The sequence below is a fragment of the Gillisia sp. Hel_I_29 genome, assembly GCF_000744275.1.
Classification (GTDB): Bacteria; Bacteroidota; Bacteroidia; order Flavobacteriales; family Flavobacteriaceae; genus Gillisia.
In genome coordinates, this window is the sequence record NZ_JQLP01000008.1 from 60,700 (window position 1) to 83,863 (window position 23,164).

Sequence of the window (23,164 nt, forward strand, 5' to 3'; positions counted from 1 at the left end):
CGTTCGTTTGTTTTTTATAATTCTTTGTTATATTATTGCTTTGTAAAATATTAACATCATGGAAAACACAGCTTTAAAACTTTACAAATTAAATTTCTCTAAAGACGTCTCTAATTACTATCCGGATATTCTTACGGAAGATGCTCTAAATTTTCTTACAGCCTTACATGAAAATTTTAATGCAAGCCGCAATATACTTTTGGAAAAACGATTAGAACAACAAAAGATCTTTGACACTGGTAAGTTCCCTGAATTTCCTTCAGAGACAAAATCTATTAGAGAAAGTGATTGGAAAGCTGCCGGTATTCCTGATGATCTACAAGATAGACGTGTGGAAATCACAGGTCCCGTAGATAGAAAAATGATCATCAATGCTCTTAATTCTGGTGCTAAAACCTTTATGGCAGATTTGGAAGATAGTACCGCCCCTACCTGGAGAAATGTAATGGAAGGTCAGCAAAATTTAATAGATGCCAATAACAAAACAATCTCCTTAGAAGATCATAAACGCGGTAAATCTTATAATTTAAATTCTGAAGTTGCTGTTCTAATGGTAAGACCAAGGGGTTTACACCTCAATGAAAAGCATATTTTGATAAATGAAGAAATAGCTTCTGGAAGTCTTGTAGATTTTGGACTCTATGTCTTTCATAACTATAGAACCTTACTAAATAATAATACCGCTCCCTACTTCTATCTTCCAAAATTAGAGCATTATATGGAAGCTCGCTGGTGGAATGATGTCTTTAATTTTGCTCAGGATTATCTTGAAATTCCCATAGGTACATTAAAGGCAACTGTACTAGTAGAGACTATTACCGCAAGTTTTCAATTAGATGAGATTATTTATGAATTAAAAGATCATATAGTAGGTCTTAATTGTGGAAGATGGGATTATATATTTTCTTATATCAAAAAGTTTAGAAATCATGAAAACTTTGTAGTACCTAATAGAGACCAAGTTACTATGACTTCTCCTTTTATGGAGGCGTATTCCAAACTTGTAATTCAAAGATGCCATAAACGTGGGATTCTTGCAATTGGTGGAATGGCAGCCCAAATTCCTATTAAGAACAATGATAGAGCCAATGCAACCGCCCTGGAAAAAGTACGAAAAGATAAAGAGCGAGAGGTTATGAACGGACATGATGGTACGTGGGTTGCTCATCCTGCATTAGTACCGGTTGCACTTTCTGAATTTGATAAACATATGCCACTTTCTAACCAGCTGGAAGTATCTAGAGATGATATCAAAATTACCGAAGAAGATCTGGTAGCATTGCCTAAGGGTAGTGTTACAGAAGCAGGTATTAGAAAAAATATCAATGTTGGAATTTTATATACAGAAGCATGGCTTCGAGGACAAGGCGCTGTAGCACTTTACAATTTAATGGAAGATGCTGCCACTGCAGAAATATCGCGAACTCAATTATGGCAATGGCTTAAAAATGAAGTGCTATTAGATGACGGCAGAAAGTTTAATATGGAATTATATATAGATTTTTTTGATGATGAAGTAGAAAAACTTCTTACAGAATATGGTGAAGCTAATATTAAGAACACAAAATTTGAACAAGCTTTTCAACTTTTTGATAATTTGGTAATTTCAGAAAGATTTGAAGAATTTCTAACGATTCCCGCATATCAACTCTTGTAAAAAACAATCCTGCGATTGCTGCAACAATCAACAGGATCTAATTATTAATAATAAATAACGTCTTACAAAATTATGAAAAATCTAGCACAAACAAATTACACCTCTGCCTTAGAGACCGTACGAGAATTAAAGCAAAGATATGGAAATACCTGGAATGCAATAAATCCTGAGAATGCTGCAAGAATGATCTCTCAAAATAAATTTAGAACAGGATTAGATATCGCAAGATACACGGCTAGCATCATGAGAAAAGATATGGCAGAATATGATGCAGACCCTTCCCAATATACCCAATCTCTTGGATGCTGGCATGGATTTGTAGCGCAACAAAATATGATAGCCGTAAAGAAGCACCATAAAACTACCAATAAGAAATACTTGTATCTTTCTGGATGGATGGTAGCTGCCTTAAGATCTGAATTTGGTCCGCTACCAGATCAATCTATGCATGAAAAGACAGCGGTACCTTCACTAATAAAAGAAATATATGATTTTTTAAAACAGGCAGATGCCATAGAGCTGAATGACCTATTCAATAGACTAGAAAAAGGAGAGGATGTTCAAGATCTAATAGATAATTTTGAAAGCCATATAGTTCCAATAATTGCAGATATTGATGCTGGATTTGGTAATGAAGAAGCAACCTACTTATTAACCAAAAAAATGATAGAGGCAGGAGCGTGTGCTATTCAAATAGAAAATCAAGTTTCTGATGCTAAACAATGCGGCCATCAAGATGGAAAAGTAACTGTTCCACACGAGGATTTTATAGCTAAACTAAATGCTATCAGATATGCTTTCTTAGAATTAGGAGTAGATAATGGTGTAATCGTAGCAAGAACAGATTCTGAAGGCGCCGGGTTAACGCAAAAATTACCTGTAAGCCAAGAGCCGGGAGATCTAGCGTCAAAATACTTAGCCTTTGTGGAAGCTGAAGAGATAGATATTCATGCTGCGAAGGAAGATGATGTACTTCTAAAAAGAGATGGAAAATTAGTCCGCCCGGTTAGATTGTCTAATGGGCTGTATAAATTTAAAGAAGGTTCTAACATAGATAGGGTGGTTTTAGACTGCATCACCAGTTTACAACATGGAGCAGATCTATTATGGATTGAAACCCCTACGCCTAATGTGAAGCAGATCTCACATATGGTGAATAGAATTAAAAAAGTCATTCCAGATGCCAAGCTGGTATATAATAATTCTCCTTCTTTTAACTGGACGCTAAATTTCCGCAATCAGGTATATGAAGAAATGCTATCTGAAGGCGAGAATATGACAGGGTATGATAGAAATGATCTTATGAATGCACAATACGATGGTTCAGAATTATGTTTCCGTGCAGATGAAAAAATTAAAACCTTTCAGATGGATAGTGCTAAAGAAGCTGGTATCTTCCACCATTTAATTACACTGCCAACCTATCATACAACTGCTCTTCATATGAATGATCTTACTCAGGGTTATTTTGGAGATAATGGAATGCTCGCTTATGTTAAGGGTATTCAAAGGCAAGAAATTAGAAAAGGAGTTGCTTGTGTAAAGCATCAACGTATGGCTGGATCAGACCTCGGAGACGATCATAAATCATTCTTTGCAGGAGAAAAAGCAATTAAAGCTGGAGGAAACAAAAATACTTCCAATCAATTCAAAACTGATACTACAGTTCAAGAGGGGAAAAAAATAAAAGAAATGGTAATTTAATAATTTAATCTATTCTAATTAAATATCAAGATGCGCAGACTATAAAAGTTTGCGCATTTTTGTTTCAGAATTTTTAATAGCACCCAAATCTACAGTTATATTTATCAAACTTCCACTACAATTACTACCAATTATAGGCACTACATCTTATCAATATTAATATCGTATTAAGATTATTATAAAGCTACTTCATTAATTTTGTGAAATGAATATAATAATTGGAGCAGGTCTATCTGGCCTATTAACAGCATATCGACTTAAAAAAGAAGGAATCCCTTTTAAGATACTGGAAGCAAGATCTAGAATAGGTGGAAGAATTAATACCGTTCTGGGAGAAAGCAATACTCCTGTAGAATTAGGGGCTACTTGGTTTCACTCTCAACATCTTCACATCGCTGCTCTATTAAAAGAATTGAACCTAAATTACTTTGGGCAATATATGAATGGAACGGTTTTCTATCAACCGGTTTCTAATGAGCCTGCGCAAGCTATCCAAATACCTGAACAACCTCCAAGCTATAGAATTAACGGTGGTAGTTCTAATCTTATAAATACCTTATATCAACATTTAGATAAAAATGATATTCTGCTAGATCAGCAAGTCACAAAAGTTGAATTTAATAATAATTCCTTCAAGGTTACTGCCAGTAAGATCTTTGAAGCAGATAAAGTAATATTAGCCATTCCCCAAAAATTATGGTCGAGAAAAATTTCTTTTCATCCTGAGTTGCCTAAAGACCTCCTAAATATTGCGACTCAAACTCATACTTGGATGGAAGATTCTATTAAGGTGGCAATAACTTATAAGAATGATTTCTGGACAATTAGAGATCTATCTGGAGCACTTTTTAGCAATAGCGGGCCCATTACAGAATTATATGATCATTGCAACGCTAACAGATCTAAATTTGCGCTTTGCGGATTTATGAATTCTTCTCTAAAGTATTTAGATAAAGAAGTGAGAAAGCAGGAAGTAATGAAGCAATTGGAAGAAGTATATGGGGAACAAGCTAGTAACTATTTAGAGTATACAGAATGTATTTGGAGCAATGAGAAAAATACATTTGAAGATACTGGTGCACCTATTTATCCTCATCAAAATAATGGCAATCCTATTTTTAGAAGATCATTCTACGATGGCAAATTATTGATCTCAAGCTCAGAATCATCACCAGAATTTCCTGGATATATGGATGGTGCTATTTTAGCAGGAAATTTAACGGCAAGCAAAATAATAGAAGCCACTAGGTAATTTTTATTTATAAATCTTTGCAGCCTAGGGCTACAATTCTATGAAACTATATTTTATGATTTAATTAATGATAACCTAAAAAGACTATTATTAATTTTAATCAACTAAAAAATGAAGATCATGAAAAAAATATTGTTCATTGTTACCTCACATAAAGAGTTAGTAAATACAGATTCTACTACTGGTTTATGGATAGGTGAATTTACAGATCCATATTATGAATTTATAGACGCAGGTCATCAGGTTACCATTGCGAGCCCAATGGGTGGAAAACCCCCAATAGACCCAATGAGTCAACTTACAGAGAACATAACAAGTTCTAATAGAAGATTTCAGGAAGATACTATTGCACAAAATTCCTTGAATACCACTGTTAGATTAGAAGGATTATCTGCTACTAGTTTTGATGCGGTCTTTTTTCCTGGAGGACACGGACCTATCTTCGATCTTGCATCGAATGAAAAAAGTGGAACATTGATCCTAGAGTTCTTGGCTAGCGGCAAGCCTGTTGCGTCTGTATGTCACGGCCCAGCAGCTCTTATTAAAGCAGCAGAAATGGATCCTTCAATCTTAAAAGGTAGGAAGGTAACAGGCTTTTCCAATGCTGAAGAGAAATTAGCTTTAAGGTCTAATAATATACCCTATACCCTAGAAGATAAATTAAAAGAATTAGGAGCAGATTATCATACGGCGACTATTCCGTTTACTTCTCATGTAGAAAAAGATGGATTGTTAATTACAGGACAAAATCCATTATCTGCTGGACCAACCGCTAAAGCCTTGCTGGAACTGTGGGCTAATGAGTAATACAAAGGATATCTCTCCTCTTTATTAAAAATGATAGGTAATGCAGCCAGCTGAAGAAACATAACATTTTTCTTCAGCTAGCTGCATTTTTATTTAAATTACCATCTAATTAAAATATCATACTTCAGCAATGACAAATAATCTCAAAATATTTATAGCTCTTTTTTTTATTTTTAATAATAGTCTATGTACAGCTCAAAACAGATCCATATATATTCCAGATGGATATATCTTATTTGAAGAATACAGTGGAGATCTTAATAAAGATGGCTTAGAAGATTGTGTCTTAGTAGTTAAAAATACAAAAGAAAAAAATATTGTAAAAAATAGATTTGGAGATACTGTAGACAGAAATAGAAGAGGGATCATTGTTCTCTTACGCGATTCTGAAGGATATAATATAGCAGTTCAAAACTTAAATTGTTTCAGTTCAGAAAATGAAGATGGCGGAGTGTATTTCCCACCTGAACTCAGCTTAAATATTGAAAATGGAAAATTAAAAATTATTTATGATCATGGGAGATATGGAAATTGGAAATACATTTTTAGATATAAAAACTCAAATTTTGATTTAATAGGTTATGAATCTAGCGAAAATAGAGGACCAATCATCACTTCTAAAACAAGTATTAATTTTCTTACCGGAAAAAAACAGTTATTAGAAAACATGTATAAAAATGAAGAAGGTAAAGATGAAATATTTAAGGAAACCTGGAAAGATATTGATATTAAAAAGGCAATAAGGCTTGCTGAGATTGAAGATTTTGAGCAAATGGAAATGTTTAAATATTAAAATCAAATTCAATAAATAGAAGATTTATTAAATTATATCAGAATTTACATATTTAATAAAACGATACCTTATAAAAAACATTTCTTAGACTATAATTGGGTATCACCAAATCCTGTTAAACATTAGTAAAGCTGTAACCATTATGAAATTAAAAACTATTATTACCTCATTATTATTTTTACTTCTGTCGTTTACAAACTATGCTCAAGACTATAAAAAAGAGATAAGAACAGAGTTCACAGCGTATTTAGATGCTTTGACAAATTTAGAATTTGAAAAATCTGTAGAATACTTATCAGAAGATTTTTTTAAGATCGTTCCAAAAGAACAAATGATCCAGTTATTAGAAAGTACGTTCAACAATCCTAATATGGAAATACAGTTAAAAGATGCTGAGGTTGTAAGTGTGGCAGATAAGGAAGAGTTTAATAAAAAATACTACGCCACTCTAATATATTCTTCTGTGATGGATATGAAGATCAATAATCCCGAGGAGGAAGAAAAGGAGCAACGCGATCTAAGAAATACCTTATTACTTCTAAATTTTCAAAAGACCTTTGGCTTGGAAAATGTGAAATATGATAAGGAGATAGATCAATATGAAATTAAAGCAACAAAAGAGGTTTATGCTATTTCTAATGATGGTGAAACCAATTGGAAATTCTTAGTAGTAGAGAAAAAACAAAGATTTATATTAGAACAATTTCTGCCACAAGAACTTATAGACAGAGCATATAGTGAAGATGATAAAGAAGATTAAACAAGAAAAATCATCGGTTAAATAAAAAAAGCTCAATTTTAAAATTGAGCTTTTTTTATTTAAGATTCTATTTGATATATTCTCCTCTAGCAGGATAATCATTTTCTAAAATAAAGTCTATTGCTTTCACGAAAGATGGCAAATAAGGTCTACCCCATGGATTACTGTTAATTGCTGAATAATAAACTTCATTGTCTTTATTTAACAAGAATAATCCCGGTTCTGAGAAAATTTCCGGCTCTTCCTCTTTAATTCCCTTACTTATATATAAGCCCCAATCCTGGGCCTTTTCCAGATCTAAGTTATACCCTAAGGTTAGCTCTTTAAGATCCCAATCTTTACGAGATAATCTAGCCCGCTTTTCGTCATCCATACTCACTGCTACAACCTCTACTCCTTTTTCTTTAAAATCTGGTAAAAGCTCTTCTAGTTCCTTAAGATACTTCTTACAAATAGGGCAATGAAGTCCTCTATAAAAAACAAGTAACGTAAAGTTTTCTGGGTTCTGATCTTTTATATTCCAAGTTTCAGAATTTAATGTTTCAAAAGATAATTTTGGTGCCTTATGCTTTGGTGTTGGTCTATCTAACTTCATAACTTTCTCTAAATTTTAATTCTCAATTTCGGAATTTTATGGAGAGCAAAAACTTTATCTTTTGTTAAATAACATTTCAATAAGTTTTAATATCTATAAGCGGAGCAACGAATTAGAATTTAAACAACCTTGGTGTAATTATAGAAAATGAACTATCCTTTTCGACCGTTCTTGCATGAAGTTATAACAATAGTTATTTTTGCTACTATAAAAATTATAGTTTAATCATAATATATAAGTATGAGCTTTATAGAATCTATGCAGCATCGTTATACCACCAAAAATTTCGATGCTTCTAAAAAAATAGACCCTAAGAAAATTGAGGAATTAAAACGTATCCTTCAGTTAAGTCCTTCCTCTATCAATAGCCAGCCTTGGAAATTCTTCTTTGTTACTAATATTGATAAAAAACAGCAGTTATCTAAAGTGTCCTGGTTAAATACCGATAAGGTTCTAGATAGTGATCAGTTAATTGTTCTTAGCAGAATTAATAACATATCATTGTTTGAGGAACAAATTGAAAAAGAACTGCCTAAAGGCGCTGTAGATTATTTTAAGGAATTTATAAAGCCTTTATCACAAGAAGAGATTTTAGCTTGGTTTGATCGTCAGGTTTATTTAGCTTTAGGAGTGCTTTTAAGTGCTTGTGCAGAAATGGGAATAGATGCTACTCCCATGGAAGGTATTGAACCAGAAAAGTATAATGATATTTTAGGTCTTTCTGATCATGCCACTGTAGTTGCGGTTGCCATTGGTTATAGAGATCCGGAAGATTTTAACCAGCCAAGTAAAAAACCGAAATCTAGAAGAGATCTTCAAAAAGTAATAGAAACAATTTAAAAAATTTGCGATGGAAAATTCAAAAATCACTGTAGTAGCCAATGCTTTGGTGAAGTCAGAAAAGAGAGATCTGGTAAAAGCAGAACTTCTAAAATTAGTTGAGAAAACAAGATCTGATAAAGGATGTATTAGCTACAACCTTTATGTAGATGAAGAGAACGAAAACCTTTTTACTTTTATTGAGCATTGGGAAAATAAAGAACTACTTCAAGCACATATGGATAGTAAGCATATGTTAGATTTTCAAAAAGCAATAGATGGCGCTGTTGCAGATATAGTTATAAAGAAGATGACACAGGTGGCATAACGACCTACTTCTGGATAAAATAAAAATAGCAGTGAGATAAAGTTTAATGCATGCTCACTGCTATTTTTTATTCATAAAATATCCTATCAACCTATTTATTCTGATAAGCTCCGGAGGAATATGTAAGTTCATAACTATGCGTATAGATCTCAAATACAATTCCGAATGGATCTTCAACATAACACATTTTAAAAGGTTTATCCTCAGGATAGTATTCTCTTATTGGCATTCGCTGCTTACCTCCATAAGAAACTATCTTTTCAATTAGCTCCTCTATATTGGGATCTTGAATACAAAAATGAAAAAGCCCTGTATTAAAAGGATTAAATTCTGGTGCCTCTTTTACGCCATGAGGAAAAGAAAATAACTCTACTCCTACTCCATCTGATGTTGAAAGATGAGCAATCTCAAATTCTTCCCAGTTATCTCCAAATACATCTATACACATTTGGCCTATGGCAGTATCTTTTTCCTTCTTAACGGTAGATGGTTCCATAATAACATACCACCCCATAACTTCAGAATAAAATTTTACTGCCGCTTTTATATCAGGTACGGTGATTCCAACATGAGAAAAAGACTTCGGATAATTCTTAGTAGCTTTCATATTTAATAATTTAGATAACAAATTTAAGCTATATTTGCCTTATTAGCAACAACTTACCTAAAAGTGATATAGCAACTTAAAAGAGTAAATTATGGATTATCAGTGTTTTAAGATATAAAAAATGAATAATAAAAGTCAATGTCCTTTAAATTATACCATGAACCTAATTGGAACCAAGTGGAAGCCTTTATTATTGTTTCATTTGTTAGAGGGTGCCGTAAGATCTGGTATTTTACAAAAGAAAATTCCGGAGATTTCTAATAAAATGTTTACACAAACCATTAGAGAGTTGGAGAAAGACGGTCTTGTAAGCAGAAAGGTATTTCCAGTAGTACCTCCTAAAGTTGAATATAAATTGAGTGAAAGAGGCAGATCTCTGGAAACAATTCTAAGAAGTTTAGATAAATGGGGGCTTGAAGACAGTGTTCTTATTAATGAGTGATTAAATATAGATTTATTACATTTTGAATAGGAACTAATCTTCCTATTAAATTAGAATAAATAATAAAAAAAGCGACCAATGAATTGGCCGCCTTTTCTAATAACGTAGCACGTAATTACACGATATTATTTTAGATCAAATCTGTCCAAGTTCATTACCTTGGTCCATGCTTTCACGAAATCTTTAACGAATTTAGGTTCTGCATCATTGGTAGCATATACTTCTGCCAATGCTCTCAACTCTGAATTAGATCCAAAAATTAGATCTACTCTACTCCCCGTCCATTTTAGGTCTCCTGTAGTACGATCTCTTCCTTCAAATTGATTTTGAGAATTTGAACTTTCCTTCCATGTAGTTCTCATATCCAATAAATTTTTGAAAAAATCATTGGTTAATAATCCAACTCTATCCGTAAATACGCCATTCTTAGAATCTCCAAAATTGGTTCCAATGGCTCGCATACCTCCTACCAAAACTGTCATCTCTGGAGCAGTTAACGTTAGCAATTGAGCTTTATCTAACAGCATTTCTTCTGCAGACGCAGAAATATGATCTCTATTTCTAAAGTAATTTCTAAAACCGTCTGCATTTGGTTCTAATGGTTCAAATGCCTCCACATCTGTTTGGTCTTGGCTAGCATCTGCACGTCCTGCTCTAAAAGGAACTTTTATATCATGCCCGGCATCGTTAGCTGCTTTTTCTACTCCAGCGCATCCGGCAAGTATTATAAGATCTGCAATAGATATTTTCTTACTACTTTGAGATTCATTAAAATTCTTCTGAATATTTTCTAATGTTCCTATAACTCGACCTAATTGCTGAGGATTATTAACTTCCCAACCATTTTGTGGTGCTAATCTAACTCTACCTCCATTGGCACCACCTCGCTTATCAGAACCTCGAAAGGTAGAAGCTGAAGCCCATGCAGTACTCACCATTTCAGAGACTTTAAGTCCAGATCCAAGTATTTTAGACTTTAAAGAGTCAATATCATTATTATCAACTATCTCATATTCTACCTTAGGAATAGGATCCTGCCATAATAATTCCTCCTGTGGCACTTCCGGTCCTAAATAACGTTCTATAGGCCCCATGTCTCTATGTGTTAATTTAAACCAAGCACGAGAATAAGCATCTGCAAATTCGTCTGGATTTTGATGAAAATGTCTGGAGATCTTTTCATATTCAGGATCCATTTTCAAAGAAAGATCTGTAGTTAGCATAAAAGGTGCATGCTTTTTTTCTGAATCATGAGCATCTGGAACGGTCCCAACTCCTTCATTATTTCTAGGCTGCCATTGGTACGCACCACCCGGACCTTTTATACATTCCCAATCATATTTAAACAGGTTATTGAAATAGGTATTGCTCCATTTTGTGGGCGTATCTGTCCAAGCTCCTTCAATCCCACTGGTTATGGTATCTGCTCCCATTCCCGTTCCAAAATTATTCTTCCATCCGGTACTTTGCATTTCAATACCCGCAGCGGCTGGTTCTGCATCTATATATTTCTCTGCATCTGCAGCTCCATGAGTTTTTCCAAAGGTATGGCCACCTGCTATAAGAGCCACAGTTTCATAATCGTTCATTGCCATTCTTCCAAAGGTCTCACGAATGTATTTAGCAGATTCTACCGGATCTGGATTTCCATTGTGACCTTCAGGATTTACATAGATTAAACCCATATGAGCCGCTCCCAATGGACTTTCTAATTCACCGCTTGCATAACGCTCTTCATTATCCAACCACTTGCTTTCTGCACCCCAATACACATCGTTTTCCGGTTCCCAAACATCTTTTCTACCTCCTGCAAAACCAAACATTTCTAAACCCATAGATTCATGAGCACAATTTCCAGCAAGTACTATAAGATCTGCCCAAGAGATCTTCTTACCATATTTTTGTTTGATAGGCCATAATAATAATCTGGCTTTATCCAAATTTGCATTATCTGGCCAACTGTTTAAAGGTGCGAAACGTTGCTGCCCTGCGCCTGCTCCACCACGTCCATCTCCAATTCTATAAGTTCCTGCGCTATGCCAAGCCATTCTTATAAAGAAAGGACCGTAATGCCCATAATCTGCAGGCCACCAATCTTGAGAATCTGTCATTAGATTATAAAGATCTTGTTTTACAGCCTTTAGATCTAAACTTTTAAATTCTTCCTCGTAATCAAAATCTGCATCCATTGGATCTGTTAAGACTGAATTTTGTCTAAGTATATTTAAATTGAGTTGATTAGGCCACCAGTCTCTATTTGAAGTTCCTCCCCCGGCGGTATTTTTTAAATCACCACCCATAAAAGGGCATTTACTAGATTCATTAACCTCCCAAACCTTATGATTGTCTTTACTTCCTGAATGATTATTTTCCATAATGAGATAAATTTTATGTGATATTTCTAAACTGAACTTCTAATTTACAAATTTTATATCTATACTTTTTATCTATACTTTTTATATTAGCATCACTAAAACACATAGTTTTTTACTCAAATTACTGTGTGATTTTTAAAAGAGTTGTTTACTTTTAGAATGCAGATTACATTAAGTTCCTTAATAATTGAAATTTACTGAAATGCTACTTTATCTATTTTTTAATATAATTAAGAAAATATTTAACCTACACCACTAAACACTTAATATTTGTATATTTATCTCTACAGTAATGGACTACCAATCGATGAGAAAACCTAATAGTAGATCTAAAGCCATCTGCAGGAAGAGTTATTAGAAGTCAGCAAAGTCATAACATTTCTCTGTTAGATTAAAATAAAACAAGATTCAAAGGAAACCTTAGGAAGAATATTTATAAAGATGATAGTCAAGAAGACGGTATTTTTTATGATGAAATTTCAGACGAAACCTTAATCATTATGTTACAAAGTATTAAGCTCAAGGCTAAATATGAATCTATAAAATAGTTGAAGATTCTTATTCTCGCATTATTTATTACTCATCTTATTACTTTCCTTTTTATAAATGAGATAGAAAAAGAAATAAGGCATAGAAAAATTAAGAAAATAATTCAGTTGAGATAGATTAATATATAGTTTAGAAAAAGGAAGAAATAAAGATATTATGCTTTAAGTATCTTTGAAAAAAATATAAAATGCTTCATTTAAAATTGAAAACAGATCCACGATGGGTAAATATTGTGGAATCTAATATAGAAGAGATCCTTACAGATCATGCATGGTGTGAACAAAAAGCAGCTACAAACGCCATTACTATAATTACTTTAAATTCTGAATACCCAGAATTGGTAACAGAATTGTTGGCCTTGGCAAAAGAAGAGCTAGAACATTTTGAAATGGTGCAGGAGATCATCAAGAAAAGAGGTTTTTCCTTGGGAAGAGAGCGTAAAGATAGCTACGTTAACGAACTTTATAAGTTTATGAACAAAGGTGGTAGTAGATTGCATGCAATGGTAGATAGGTTGTTATTTTCTGCAATGATCGAAGCTAGAAGTTGTGAACGTTTTAAACTACTATCTAAAGAAATAAATGATCCTGAGCTTTCTAAATTTTATAACGACCTTATGATTAGCGAAGCTGGCCATTATACCACCTTTATCACGTTTGCCAGAAAATATGGAAAAGAAATAGATGTAGATAAACGCTGGAAAGAACTTGTTGAGTTTGAAGGCGAGCTCATAAAGAGCTACGGGAAACATGAAACCATACATGGCTAAATGATTTAAGTTTAAACTATATACTTCTAGAATATGATTAATGAGCTTTATTTTGAGCAATTTCCGGAGTTAGAAACAGATAGAATTTTGCTTAGAAAATTAGATCTTTCGCATACAGCAGCCATGCAATCTAATAGAAAAGATGAGAAAGTAATGAGGTATATGGATTCTGATCTTCATTTAACTCTTAAGAATTCTGAAAACTTTATTACAGAAAATTTAGAGATGTACGCCACAAAAAAAGGACTGTTTTGGGCATTGATAGATAAGGTATCTAATAATTATATCGGAGATTTTTCCTTTTGGAACATAGATTCAAAAAATTCTAGAACAGAAATAGGATATTTATTATCTCCTCAATTTTGGGGAAAAGGCTTGATGAAAGAAGCCATGCTAGCTTTATTCAACTTTGGATTTAAGGAATTGAATCTTCATAGTTTTGAAGCGAATATCAATCCAGCCAATGAAAAATCCAGAAGTGTTTTATTAAGTGTTGGATTTAGAAAAGAAGCCTATTTCAAAGAAAATTATTACTTCAATGGCAAATATTTAGATAGTGAAATATATTCTTTATTGCAGCCAGACTTTATAAATTCAACCACCTAGTTTTTAGAATATTGAATTTCATAAAATAAAAAAGCCCGGTAGAATTATACCGGGCTTTTATTATTAAGCTTTTACGCCTTCTTCTAATTCTGCTTCGATGAGCTTCTCTGGTGTGATAGGCAGATCTCGCATTCTTTTACCCGTTGCATTAAATATTGCATTAGAGATGGAAGCAGCAACACTGGTAATTCCCAATTCTCCAATTCCTTTTATTCCCATTTTATTTGCAATCTTATCCTCTTCTGGTAGAAAGATTACATCAATATTAGCCATATCTAAATTTACCGGAACATGGTAGTCTGCAAATGATCTGGTTATAAAATTCCCAAAATTTGGCTCAACTCTAGTTTGTTCTGCTATTACCATTCCAGCACCCATGGTTAAACCTCCAATGATCTGCCCGTAGGCGGTTTTAGGATTTAAGATCTTTCCGGCACTTCCAACATTTACCATCTTCTTAATCTTATACATTCCGGTATCTTTATCTACCCAAACTTCTGTAAAGTTGGCACCAAATGAGAATATGGAATAATCTTCAAATTCTGAAGATGGCTTGGCCATACCTTCTGCTTCAAATTTAGTAAGCTGATTACGCTTTAAAAGTTCTGCAATTGCAATCTCTTCTTTTTGGTTAATATTTCTATTATTTTTTAAGGTCTTGATCGCATTTTCACATGCAGCACGAGCTCCATTACAAAAAGAAGCTGCTCCCCAGGATCCTCCAGAACCTGGAGTTACAGGGAAATCTGAATCTCCTAATTCCACAACTACCTGCTCTTCTGGAAGATCTAAATATTCTGAGACTGTTTGACTTATAATTGTATAACTACCCGTACCAATATCTGTGGCATCCATTTGAATAGTGGCATACACTTTTTCTTCTTTTAATTCTAATAAAACCTTGGCATGAGTTTCTTTATAAGGAGAATTTCTAGACGCAGCACTTACTCCATATCCAATAAGCCAGTTCCCTTTTGCATTAGTTCTTGGCTCTGCTTTTCTATCTTTCCAACCAAATTTATCTGCTCCAATTCTAAGACACTCTACTAACAATCTAGAAGAAAATGGCTTTTCCTCATGAAGATCTGTTTGCGTATCATTTTTTATACGAAATTCTAGCGGATCCATCTTTAATTTCCATGCCATCTCATCCATTGCAGATTCTAATGCAAAACTTCCGGTAGCTTCCCCGGGAGCTCTCATGGCAAAAGGTGTTTGCCTGTTCATAGGAATCAACTTATAAGTAACTTCATTATTTGGAACATTATAAAGCATTTTAGAAACCATTCCGCAAGGCTCTTGAAATTCCTGAGTTGTAGAAGTATGAGAAAGTGTCTCATGAGATAATGCCGTTAAAGTACCATCTTTTTTTGCCCCTACTCGCATTTTTTGTTCGTTTTGCTGACGTAATCCGGTATTGGTAAACATTTGAGTTCTGGTTACAGTAACTTGCACCGGACGTTTTACCATTTTAGAAGCCATTACAGCCAAAATAACATGGCGCTCCAAGTTAAGTTTAGAACCAAATCCTCCACCAACAAAGGCAGCTACCACACGCACGTCCTTCTTTGGGATCTGAAATGTTGCGGAAATGGAAATGGTAGCATCTTCAACAATTTGTTGACTTGCATATGCCAGTACCTTACCGTTATCCCAGTTCGCAATAGTAGCATGAAGTTCCATTGGATGGTGATGCTCAATTGGAGTATTATATGTTTGTTCTACAACCATATCTGCCTCAGAAAGGCCTTTTTGCATATTTCCTCTAGAATAATTTGAACCATTATCTGGAGTATAAGCCTTCTCTTTAGACTTCTCAAAATCAATAACTGCAGATTTATCTTCCTTATATTCAAATTTTACTAAACTTGCAGCATATTGCGCTTGTTCAAAAGTTTCTGCTACCACCAAGCCAACATATTCTCCATAATAATGCACTTTATTACTTTGAAGGACTGGAGCAATGGTATCTGTAGCAATTTCTGGTCTAACTCCTTCCAGAGTTTTTAATTTCTCAGCATTTTTATAAGTAATGATCTGTAATACCCCGTCTAGCTTTTCTGCTTCTGAGGTATCTATAGAAATAATTTCACCCTTAGAAATAGTACTATTAATAGCCTGTCCATAAACTTTATTTTCTACTGGAAATTCTGTTGCATATTTTGCCTTACCCATCACCTTTAGATGACCTTCAACTCTATTTATTGCATTTCCAACTCCAGAAGTATTTTTTGTCTTTGTCATAATTTATTTTTTTTGGGTGGTTCTATACTTCTCTTTCATTAGCTTGCGTAAGTGCTCTTACGATAGCATTCTTTCCCATTTCTACTTTATACTTATTAGCTTCAAAAGGTTTAGCATCTTTTAAAGCTATTTTTGCAGCTTCTTCAAAATTCTCTCTAGTTGGCTTTTTTCCCATTAGAAATTCTTCTGCTTTAGAAAGTTTCCAAGGCTTATGGGCAACACCCCCCATTGCTAATCCAACTTGAGTGATCGTTCCACTTTTTACTTGCAAACCTGCAGCTACAGAGATCAATGCAAATGCGTAACTAGAACGTTCTCTGATCTTTAAATAATAATACTTTTCAGAAAATTTAGGCTCAGTCAAATGTATTGCTTTTATTAATTCTCCCGGCATTAAATTATTATCAACCTCTGGTCTATCTTCTGGCAGACGATGAAAATCTGTAAAATCTATCATTCTAGAAGATCCGTCTGTCTTCTGAACCTCAACAGTTGCTCCAAGCGCAGCTAATGCCACACACATATCTGAAGGATTTGTAGCAATACAATTGTCACTATAACCAAATATAGCATGTTGCGCATTCATTCCTTTCAGCGCTCCACAACCAGATCCTGGTTCTCTTTTATTACATGGCATTGATGTCTCAAAGAAATAAGGACAGCGTGTACGTTGCAATAAATTTCCTCCATTGGTTGCCATATTTCTTATCTGAGCAGTAGCTGCAGAGAGCATAGCCATAGAAAGTAAAGGATATTTTGTTCTTACATCTTTATGATTAGCAGTTTCAGAATTGCTAAGCATTCCGCCTAAAGTTAATCCACCTTTATCATTAGATGTAATGGTTTTATAATCGAGATTAGTAACGTCGATAAGTTGATCTGGATGTTCTACATTCTCCTTCATTAGATCCACCAAATTAGTCCCACCACCTAGATAATGTGAATTTTCGGTAAAAGCCTGTAGCGCCTGATCTTTATTTTTTGCACTTGTATAAGTGAATGGTTTCATAGTCAATAATTTTTTAATGTCTTGAATAATTCAACTTTCATAACAATTAGAAAGTTCTCCTGCTTATGCGTTCTTGGCTTTATCCATTTGCTCTTGAGTAGCAAATTCCCAAGTTGGCATTTCATCATCTCCGGAATGAACTTCCTTAAATGCTTGCACTATATTATTATATGCACCACATCGACATATATTTCCAGACATTCTTTCTCTAATTTCTTCTTCCGAAAGTTTGAGATCACTTTTCACATCTGTAATATCTTCTGTAACATAACTTATTTCACCGTTCTTTGCTTCCTCTAATAAAGCTACAGAAGAACAGATCTGGCCTGGAGTACAATATCCGCATTGAAAGCCATCATGCTTTAAAAAGGCTTTTTGCATATCATGCATTTCCCCACCTTTTGCCAAACCTTCTACTGTGGTAATCTCTTTATCTTCACACGTAGCTGCTAGTGTTAAACAGGATAATTTACGTTTCCCATCAATAATAACAGTACATGCACCACATTGCCCATGGTCACAGCCTTTTTTAGTTCCTGTTAGAGCCAGCCTTTCTCGCAAAGCATCTAGCAAACTTGTTCTGGAATCTATATTTAATGGTTTCACCATTTCATTTACGCGGAGGTTCACTTTAATCTGATTAAGTAAAACCATTGGATTTTCTGGAAGATCTTTCATAGTACTAGCAAACATATCTGATGTCATATAAGAAGAGGCCCACAAACTTAAACTTGCTACTGAAACCTGCTTAAGAAATTTTCTTCTGGAACTTCCATTAAGTCCCATTTGATCGAAAATTTGCTTTTCGTCTTCGGTAAAATCATCAGCATCAACTTTCTGGTTCCATTTTTCATTTTCTCTCATGTGAATTTTTTTTGTGGTAAATCAATTTGTTAAAATTAAATAATTTTTATTTTTAAAAAGTTAGAGATATGTTAATCAGAAGTTTAATTAACTATAACAACCTTTATTTATATCAATTCTAAGTAAAAATAAGAGAAAACAAAATGTATCGTACTGGCGTCTAAAGAGTTTAGAAAATCATGATAATACAGAAGTTCTGGTGCTAACGAAATGCCCATTGGTATTTTAACATTTGAATTATTATTAGCTTTATCCTAATCATATCTCACAACCAATGATTCTTATTTTTATTTACCTCCATTGACCAATTAAAAATGATAGGCTGTATATTTTTTTCTTCCTGTTGAAAAAAAACAATATCTTCAATTCTATATTTGAATTACATTTTTTGAATTGCTACGAATTCCATTGCCAGATAAATTTCATTTATAATATAACTTTCCGCATATGCATAAAACCGAGATAAATATGAAGCATTCTTTTAGTACTTCTCAGATACAACTTCACATCAATGGTAAAACACATCATTTAGATGTCATGTCTTGGGTTAGTTTATTGGATGCTATTCGCGATCATGCCAAGCTTACCGGTACCAAAAAGGGATGTGATCATGGTCAATGTGGAGCTTGCACGGTTATTTGTGATGGTAAAAGAATACTTAGCTGCCTTAGTCTAGCTGTAATGAAGGATGGTTCAGAAATAACAACTATAGAAGGTATTGCAAATGAAGGAACATTACATCCATTGCAAGCAGCTTTTATTAAACATGATGCTTTCCAATGTGGTTATTGCACTCCGGGGCAGATCTGTAGTGCCGTATCTATGTTAGAAGAAGGGAAAGCCAACACGAGAGAAGAAGTAAAAGAACTTATGAGCGGTAATCTTTGTAGATGTGGGGCTAACACCAATATTATAGATGCTATTATGGACGTAAAAAATACCAGCAGTCATGAATAATTTCAATTATCGCAAGGTTACAGAAGTCTCTGATGCGTTATCAAACGTTTCAAAAAATCCAGACTCTTATTTTATTGCCGGAGGAACTAATCTAATAGATCTATGGAAATATAATCTTTTGCATCCGTCAAATTTGTTAGATATAAATTCTATTGATACCCTAAATACTATTTCTAAAGATAAAGATGGGAGATTACATCTTGGAGCTTTGGTAACAAATTCTGATACCGCTTACCACGATCTTGTAGAAAATAATTATCCTTTACTATCCAAAGCAATTTTAGCCGGAGCGTCTGCACAAATTAGAAATAGTGCTACAAATGGTGGAAACCTCTTGCAACGCACACGTTGTTATTATTTTTACGATGCTGCTGTTCCCTGTAACAAACGAAATCCTGGCAGCGGATGTCCAGCCAAAGATGGGCTAAATAGAATGCATGCCATTTTAGGTACTAGCGAACAATGTATTGCCGTTTTTCCATCAGATATGTCTATTGCCTTAGCTGCATTAGAAGCCCGTATTCATGTAACAAGCACAACTGGAGACAGAATTATTGAATTTGCAGACTTTCATAGATTACCTGGCAATACACCCGAATTGGATAATAATTTAAAATCTGGTGAACTCATTACCGGTTTAAGCCTACCACCAGAAGGTTTTTCTAAAAATTATTCCTATTTAAAATTACGCGATAGAAGTTCCTATGCGTTTGCTCTTGTAAGTGTGGCTACGGGAATGGATCTTGAAGATGGAAACATCAAAAAAATTCGCATTGCCTTAGGTGGTGTTTCTCACAAGCCATGGCGTGTTCCCGAGGCAGAGAATTTCTTGATCGATAAAGAGCCAAATGAATCTAATTTTGCCACTGCAGCAGATATGATCTTAAATGGTGCCGTAGGTTTCGGGAAAAATGATTTCAAAATTGAACTTTCCAAAAGAGCGATCATTAGAAATTGTATGATGGCTCTAAATCCTGAATGCCAAAGGCCAGGTGCACAACCCTCATTATAACTTACTATGAAAACATCACACTCAATAGGAAAACCAATCGATAGACTTGAAGGTCATTTAAAGGTCACAGGCGCTGCAACTTACGCAGCTGAATATGAGGTGGGAGATCTACTACATGGCTATGTGGTAAATAGCACCATTACTAAAGGAAAAATTATAGATATCGATGAGCAAGCAGCTCGAGAATTACCTGGAGTTATTGAGGTTTTCTCCCATAATAACCGCAGCAAGTTACCATGGTTTGATATATTATATGCAGATATGGATGCGCCTCCAGGAACACCCTTTAAACCTTTATATGATGAAAATGTACTTTATAATGGTCAACCTATTGCCTTAGTCGTGGCAGAAACTTTTGAGACCGCCAGATACGCAGCATCCCTTATCAAGATCACATATGAAGAATCTAAATTTAAAACAAGCCTTTTATCCAATCTTCAAGATAGTCGTAGTCCTAAAAAAGGAATGGCTACCGTGGTAAAACCGCTACCGCCAGATGATAAAGGTAATTTTGAGAAAGCCTATGCTGCAGCAAATGTAACCTATGAGGGAGAATTTAATCACCCCCCAGAACATCACAATCCATTAGAACTGTTTGCCACTACAACCGTTTATGAAGGCAAAGGAAAGCTTACGGTTTACGATAAAACACAGGGTACAAGTAACTCTCAACTTTATATAGCCAACATCTTTGGTTTGCATTACAAGAATGTTCGTGTAATAGCGCCCTTTGTTGGAGGTGGATTTGGCTCTGGATTAAGACCACAATATCAATTATTTCTTTGCGTCATGGCATCGCTACAACTTAAGAGAAACGTTAGAGTAGCAATGGATAGGAGCCAAATGTTTACATTTGGACATAGACCTCCAACTTATCAAAAAACAAAATTTGGTGCTTCTAAAGATGGTATGCTAACTGCACTTCATCATACTGCTATTGCAGAAACCTCTCAAAATGAGGATTATAATGAAGTTGTAGTGAACTGGGGAGGTATGCTATACCCCGTTAAGAATACAGAATTCGATTATAAGTTAGTTTCTTTAGATATATTTACGCCTATGGATATGCGAGCCCCAGGTGGAAGCACAGGAATGCATGCAATAGAAACATCCATGGATGCGCTATCTTATGCTCTTAATATGGATCCTTTAGAATTTCGCTTACTTAATTATTCTGAAACAGATGAAAGTGCGAACAAACCATTTTCTAGTAAAGAACTAAAAGCTTGCTATCAAAAGGCTTCAGAAGCATTTGGCTGGGAGCAAAGAAATCCTAAACCAAGAACTACAAAAAGAGGTCAACGTTTGGTGGGAACGGGAATGAGTTCTGGGATTTGGGATGTCATTGCACTTCCCGGAAAGGCTAAAGCTACCCTCAACAAAAAAGGACAGCTAAAGGTTAAAAGTGCAGTTACAGATATTGGTACCGGTACCCGTACAATAATGACTCAAATTGCTGCAGATAGTTTGGGAATGACACTAGATAATGTAGTATTTGAATATGGAGATAGCAAAATGCCTTTGGCACCAATACAAGGAGGCTCTTATACCACCGGGGTAATTGGATCTGCAGTAAAGGCTGTTTGTGAGGCTTTAAAGAAAAAGATCCTTAAGGCCGTAAAGCGTGTAGAAGCTTCTTCCTTTAAAGGTGCAACTTTAGATGATGTGATATTTAGTGACAATTATATTAAATTAAAAAAGGATCCAAATATTGGCTTCTCTTTCCAGCAACTTGTTTCGGATAATGGCAAGAAATTAAAAGCTTCCAAAAGTAATATTCCTAATGCGTTCAAATTAAAAAAATATACACGAGCTGCACATAGTGCTGCTTTTGTAGAAGTGGAAGTAGACGAACAACTTGGAACAATTAAAGTAACTCGTGCTGTAACCGCCGTAGCTGCAGGAAAGATCATTAATCCGAAAACAGCGAGCAGTCAAATATTGGGAGGAATGATCTGGGGAATAGGGAAAGCATTGCAAGAAGAGACCTTAATAGATCATAACCTTGGAAAGTATATGAATACCAACTTGGGAGAATATCATATTCCTGTACATGCTGATATTAATGATCTAGAAGTGATTTTTGTAGAAGAGAAAGATGATATTATAAACGAACTGGGCGCTAAAGGAGTTGGAGAAATTGGCTTGGTATCTATGGCCCCTGCAATTGCAAATGCCATATATCATGCTACAGGAAAACGTATAAACAACTTCCCTATTCACTTCGATGATCTTCTTTGATTTGGATAATCTTGGATATTAAATATTAATCTCATAACCATGAAGAAGGACGAGCTTCAGACCAACATAAAAAACCAGCACCGCGGTAAGTATTCCCAGGATTTTTAAATTGAATTTCTTACTCGATAGATAAGAGCCAATACTTCCGCCAAGAATTACGGCGATGATCAATTTTAATACGAGTTCATGATCTAACTGAAAGGTGCCGGCTACTTGTAAGCCTACTAATCCCGCAATAGAATTCACCAGAATAAATACTGAAGCCAGAGAAGCGATTATTCTGGGATCTTTCCATTTCAGCAAATTTAGAACTGGAGATAAAAAAATTCCTCCTCCAATTCCCGATACTCCAGAAAGCAAGCCAATACTTCCTCCTAAAATAAGTTTCTTGGTATTAGAAAATTCTACCGACTCTATTTTACTCTGAACAAACCTCAACAACATAAAAAATCCTGCGAGCACTAATGCGCTTCCCAAGATGAGAAAAAATACGTTTTGAGAGAGTTTTACCTGTGCTCCTAAATAAGCTAAGGGAATACTTAGCACAAAGAAAGGCCATATCAGTTTTGGCTTTAAAACTCCGTTTTTAATATACACGAACGTTCCAATGGTAACCACGCAAATATTAAGAATTAATGCTGTAGAGCGAATCTCATAGAAATCTGTTAGCACCAGACTCAAAATCGCCAGATAACTAGAACCTCCACCAAAGCCTACAGAACTGTAAAATAAGGCGATAAAGAAAAAAATAAAGGGTAGATATTCCAGTGGCAT

General features: G+C 34.6%; 21 protein-coding genes. 14 read left to right on the forward strand and 7 right to left on the reverse strand.

Features of this window, described 5'->3' with window-relative positions; translation table 11 throughout:
* Positions 1 to 58 precede the first annotated feature (58 nt).
* From aceB to P163_RS17195, 6 genes are all read left to right on the forward strand, one after another.
* Positions 59 to 1,657, forward strand: a complete 1,599-nt coding sequence (aceB, locus tag P163_RS17170; RefSeq protein WP_034894849.1) for a malate synthase A — start codon at positions 59 to 61, stop codon at positions 1,655 to 1,657.
* A gap of 72 nt (positions 1,658 to 1,729) precedes the next feature.
* A complete protein-coding gene (locus P163_RS17175; RefSeq protein ID WP_034894851.1) occupies positions 1,730 to 3,361 on the forward strand; it encodes an isocitrate lyase in 1,632 nt (543 codons plus the stop codon).
* A gap of 205 nt (positions 3,362 to 3,566) precedes the next feature.
* Positions 3,567 to 4,613, forward strand: a complete 1,047-nt coding sequence (locus tag P163_RS17180; RefSeq protein WP_034894854.1) for a flavin monoamine oxidase family protein — start codon at positions 3,567 to 3,569, stop codon at positions 4,611 to 4,613.
* A 120-nt stretch (positions 4,614 to 4,733) separates the two neighbouring features.
* Positions 4,734 to 5,420 carry a type 1 glutamine amidotransferase domain-containing protein gene (locus P163_RS17185; RefSeq protein WP_034894856.1) on the forward strand — a complete coding sequence of 229 codons (687 nt, stop codon included), beginning with the start codon at positions 4,734 to 4,736 and terminating at the stop codon, positions 5,418 to 5,420.
* A 130-nt stretch (positions 5,421 to 5,550) separates the two neighbouring features.
* Positions 5,551 to 6,213, forward strand: a complete 663-nt coding sequence (locus P163_RS17190) for a hypothetical protein (protein ID WP_034894858.1) — start codon at positions 5,551 to 5,553, stop codon at positions 6,211 to 6,213.
* A 142-nt stretch (positions 6,214 to 6,355) separates the two neighbouring features.
* Positions 6,356 to 6,973, forward strand: a complete 618-nt coding sequence (locus P163_RS17195; protein ID WP_034894860.1) for a hypothetical protein — start codon at positions 6,356 to 6,358, stop codon at positions 6,971 to 6,973.
* A 67-nt stretch (positions 6,974 to 7,040) separates the two neighbouring features.
* Here P163_RS17195 and P163_RS17200 read toward each other — a convergent pair whose 3' ends face one another.
* Complete coding sequence (locus P163_RS17200) at positions 7,041 to 7,568, reverse strand: peroxiredoxin-like family protein (RefSeq protein WP_034894863.1); 528 nt, start codon at positions 7,566 to 7,568, stop codon at positions 7,041 to 7,043.
* A 240-nt stretch (positions 7,569 to 7,808) separates the two neighbouring features.
* On the opposite strand from P163_RS17200, the gene P163_RS17205 reads away from it, so the two are divergent.
* Entirely contained in the window at positions 7,809 to 8,408 is a 600-nt protein-coding gene (locus P163_RS17205) for a nitroreductase family protein (protein ID WP_034894867.1), read from the forward strand.
* 10 nt (positions 8,409 to 8,418) lie between these two features.
* Positions 8,419 to 8,715 carry a putative quinol monooxygenase gene (locus P163_RS17210; protein ID WP_034894869.1) on the forward strand — a complete coding sequence of 99 codons (297 nt, stop codon included), beginning with the start codon at positions 8,419 to 8,421 and terminating at the stop codon, positions 8,713 to 8,715.
* A gap of 91 nt (positions 8,716 to 8,806) precedes the next feature.
* Here P163_RS17210 and P163_RS17215 read toward each other — a convergent pair whose 3' ends face one another.
* A complete protein-coding gene (locus P163_RS17215; RefSeq protein ID WP_034894872.1) occupies positions 8,807 to 9,322 on the reverse strand; it encodes a VOC family protein in 516 nt (171 codons plus the stop codon).
* 121 nt (positions 9,323 to 9,443) lie between these two features.
* Here P163_RS17215 and P163_RS17220 point away from each other — a divergent pair, with 121 nt between their 5' ends.
* Complete coding sequence (locus tag P163_RS17220) at positions 9,444 to 9,764, forward strand: winged helix-turn-helix transcriptional regulator (RefSeq protein WP_034894874.1); 321 nt, start codon at positions 9,444 to 9,446, stop codon at positions 9,762 to 9,764.
* Between the two features lie 125 nt (positions 9,765 to 9,889).
* On the opposite strand, the gene katG is transcribed toward P163_RS17220, so the two are convergent.
* Positions 9,890 to 12,139, reverse strand: coding sequence for a catalase/peroxidase HPI (katG, locus tag P163_RS17225; RefSeq protein WP_034894877.1), 2,250 nt, complete (start codon positions 12,137 to 12,139; stop codon positions 9,890 to 9,892).
* Between the two features lie 736 nt (positions 12,140 to 12,875).
* On the opposite strand from katG, the gene P163_RS17230 reads away from it, so the two are divergent.
* On the forward strand, positions 12,876 to 13,457 hold the full coding sequence (locus P163_RS17230) for a tRNA-(ms[2]io[6]A)-hydroxylase (protein ID WP_034894880.1): 582 nt from the start codon (positions 12,876 to 12,878) through the stop codon (positions 13,455 to 13,457).
* 33 nt (positions 13,458 to 13,490) lie between these two features.
* Positions 13,491 to 14,063 (forward strand): GNAT family N-acetyltransferase, encoded by a 573-nt coding sequence (locus P163_RS17235; protein WP_034894883.1) that lies wholly within the window; start codon positions 13,491 to 13,493, stop codon positions 14,061 to 14,063.
* Between the two features lie 63 nt (positions 14,064 to 14,126).
* Here P163_RS17235 and P163_RS17240 read toward each other — a convergent pair whose 3' ends face one another.
* From P163_RS17240 to P163_RS17250, 3 genes are all read right to left on the reverse strand, one after another.
* Positions 14,127 to 16,307: a xanthine dehydrogenase family protein molybdopterin-binding subunit gene (locus P163_RS17240; RefSeq protein ID WP_034894886.1), complete on the reverse strand. Its 2,181-nt coding sequence runs from the start codon at positions 16,305 to 16,307 to the stop codon at positions 14,127 to 14,129.
* Positions 16,308 to 16,329: 22 nt separating this feature from the next.
* On the reverse strand, positions 16,330 to 17,316 hold the full coding sequence (locus P163_RS17245; protein WP_034894889.1) for an FAD binding domain-containing protein: 987 nt from the start codon (positions 17,314 to 17,316) through the stop codon (positions 16,330 to 16,332).
* Between the two features lie 63 nt (positions 17,317 to 17,379).
* The gene (locus P163_RS17250) at positions 17,380 to 18,180 is read right to left on the reverse strand and encodes a 2Fe-2S iron-sulfur cluster-binding protein (RefSeq protein ID WP_034894892.1); all 801 of its coding nucleotides are present in this window, start codon (positions 18,178 to 18,180) and stop codon (positions 17,380 to 17,382) included.
* 468 nt (positions 18,181 to 18,648) lie between these two features.
* Here P163_RS17250 and P163_RS17255 point away from each other — a divergent pair, with 468 nt between their 5' ends.
* The 3 genes from P163_RS17255 to P163_RS17265 are packed head-to-tail and all read left to right on the forward strand — an operon-like array spanning position 18,649 to position 22,390.
* Entirely contained in the window at positions 18,649 to 19,137 is a 489-nt protein-coding gene (locus P163_RS17255; RefSeq protein ID WP_034895125.1) for a (2Fe-2S)-binding protein, read from the forward strand.
* Positions 19,130 to 20,149 carry an FAD binding domain-containing protein gene (locus P163_RS17260; RefSeq protein WP_034894895.1) on the forward strand — a complete coding sequence of 340 codons (1,020 nt, stop codon included), beginning with the start codon at positions 19,130 to 19,132 and terminating at the stop codon, positions 20,147 to 20,149. The genes P163_RS17255 and P163_RS17260 overlap by 8 nt, the downstream gene beginning before the upstream one ends.
* A gap of 6 nt (positions 20,150 to 20,155) precedes the next feature.
* Positions 20,156 to 22,390, forward strand: a complete 2,235-nt coding sequence (locus P163_RS17265; protein ID WP_034894899.1) for a xanthine dehydrogenase family protein molybdopterin-binding subunit — start codon at positions 20,156 to 20,158, stop codon at positions 22,388 to 22,390.
* Positions 22,391 to 22,408: 18 nt separating this feature from the next.
* On the opposite strand, the gene P163_RS17270 is transcribed toward P163_RS17265, so the two are convergent.
* Positions 22,409 to 23,164, reverse strand: coding sequence for a sulfite exporter TauE/SafE family protein (locus P163_RS17270; RefSeq protein ID WP_051931321.1), 756 nt, complete (start codon positions 23,162 to 23,164; stop codon positions 22,409 to 22,411).

What these genes read in the sequence shown, in the direction of transcription:
- aceB (WP_034894849.1), top strand. Translation starts at nt 59, where the DNA reads ATGGAAAACACAGCTTTAAAACTTTACAAATTAAATTTCTCTAAAGAC.
- P163_RS17175 (WP_034894851.1), top strand. Translation starts at nt 1,730, where the DNA reads ATGAAAAATCTAGCACAAACAAATTACACCTCTGCCTTAGAGACCGTA.
- P163_RS17180 (WP_034894854.1), top strand. Translation starts at nt 3,567, where the DNA reads ATGAATATAATAATTGGAGCAGGTCTATCTGGCCTATTAACAGCATAT.
- P163_RS17185 (WP_034894856.1), top strand. Translation starts at nt 4,734, where the DNA reads ATGAAAAAAATATTGTTCATTGTTACCTCACATAAAGAGTTAGTAAAT.
- P163_RS17190 (WP_034894858.1), top strand. Translation starts at nt 5,551, where the DNA reads ATGACAAATAATCTCAAAATATTTATAGCTCTTTTTTTTATTTTTAAT.
- P163_RS17195 (WP_034894860.1), top strand. Translation starts at nt 6,356, where the DNA reads ATGAAATTAAAAACTATTATTACCTCATTATTATTTTTACTTCTGTCG.
- P163_RS17200 (WP_034894863.1), bottom strand. Translation starts at nt 7,568, where the DNA reads ATGAAGTTAGATAGACCAACACCAAAGCATAAGGCACCAAAATTATCT.
- P163_RS17205 (WP_034894867.1), top strand. Translation starts at nt 7,809, where the DNA reads ATGAGCTTTATAGAATCTATGCAGCATCGTTATACCACCAAAAATTTC.
- P163_RS17210 (WP_034894869.1), top strand. Translation starts at nt 8,419, where the DNA reads ATGGAAAATTCAAAAATCACTGTAGTAGCCAATGCTTTGGTGAAGTCA.
- P163_RS17215 (WP_034894872.1), bottom strand. Translation starts at nt 9,322, where the DNA reads ATGAAAGCTACTAAGAATTATCCGAAGTCTTTTTCTCATGTTGGAATC.
- P163_RS17220 (WP_034894874.1), top strand. Translation starts at nt 9,444, where the DNA reads ATGAATAATAAAAGTCAATGTCCTTTAAATTATACCATGAACCTAATT.
- katG (WP_034894877.1), bottom strand. Translation starts at nt 12,139, where the DNA reads ATGGAAAATAATCATTCAGGAAGTAAAGACAATCATAAGGTTTGGGAG.
- P163_RS17230 (WP_034894880.1), top strand. Translation starts at nt 12,876, where the DNA reads ATGCTTCATTTAAAATTGAAAACAGATCCACGATGGGTAAATATTGTG.
- P163_RS17235 (WP_034894883.1), top strand. Translation starts at nt 13,491, where the DNA reads ATGATTAATGAGCTTTATTTTGAGCAATTTCCGGAGTTAGAAACAGAT.
- P163_RS17240 (WP_034894886.1), bottom strand. Translation starts at nt 16,307, where the DNA reads ATGACAAAGACAAAAAATACTTCTGGAGTTGGAAATGCAATAAATAGA.
- P163_RS17245 (WP_034894889.1), bottom strand. Translation starts at nt 17,316, where the DNA reads ATGAAACCATTCACTTATACAAGTGCAAAAAATAAAGATCAGGCGCTA.
- P163_RS17250 (WP_034894892.1), bottom strand. Translation starts at nt 18,180, where the DNA reads ATGAGAGAAAATGAAAAATGGAACCAGAAAGTTGATGCTGATGATTTT.
- P163_RS17255 (WP_034895125.1), top strand. Translation starts at nt 18,649, where the DNA reads ATGAAGCATTCTTTTAGTACTTCTCAGATACAACTTCACATCAATGGT.
- P163_RS17260 (WP_034894895.1), top strand. Translation starts at nt 19,130, where the DNA reads ATGAATAATTTCAATTATCGCAAGGTTACAGAAGTCTCTGATGCGTTA.
- P163_RS17265 (WP_034894899.1), top strand. Translation starts at nt 20,156, where the DNA reads ATGAAAACATCACACTCAATAGGAAAACCAATCGATAGACTTGAAGGT.
- P163_RS17270 (WP_051931321.1), bottom strand. Translation starts at nt 23,164, where the DNA reads ATGCCACTGGAATATCTACCCTTTATTTTTTTCTTTATCGCCTTATTT.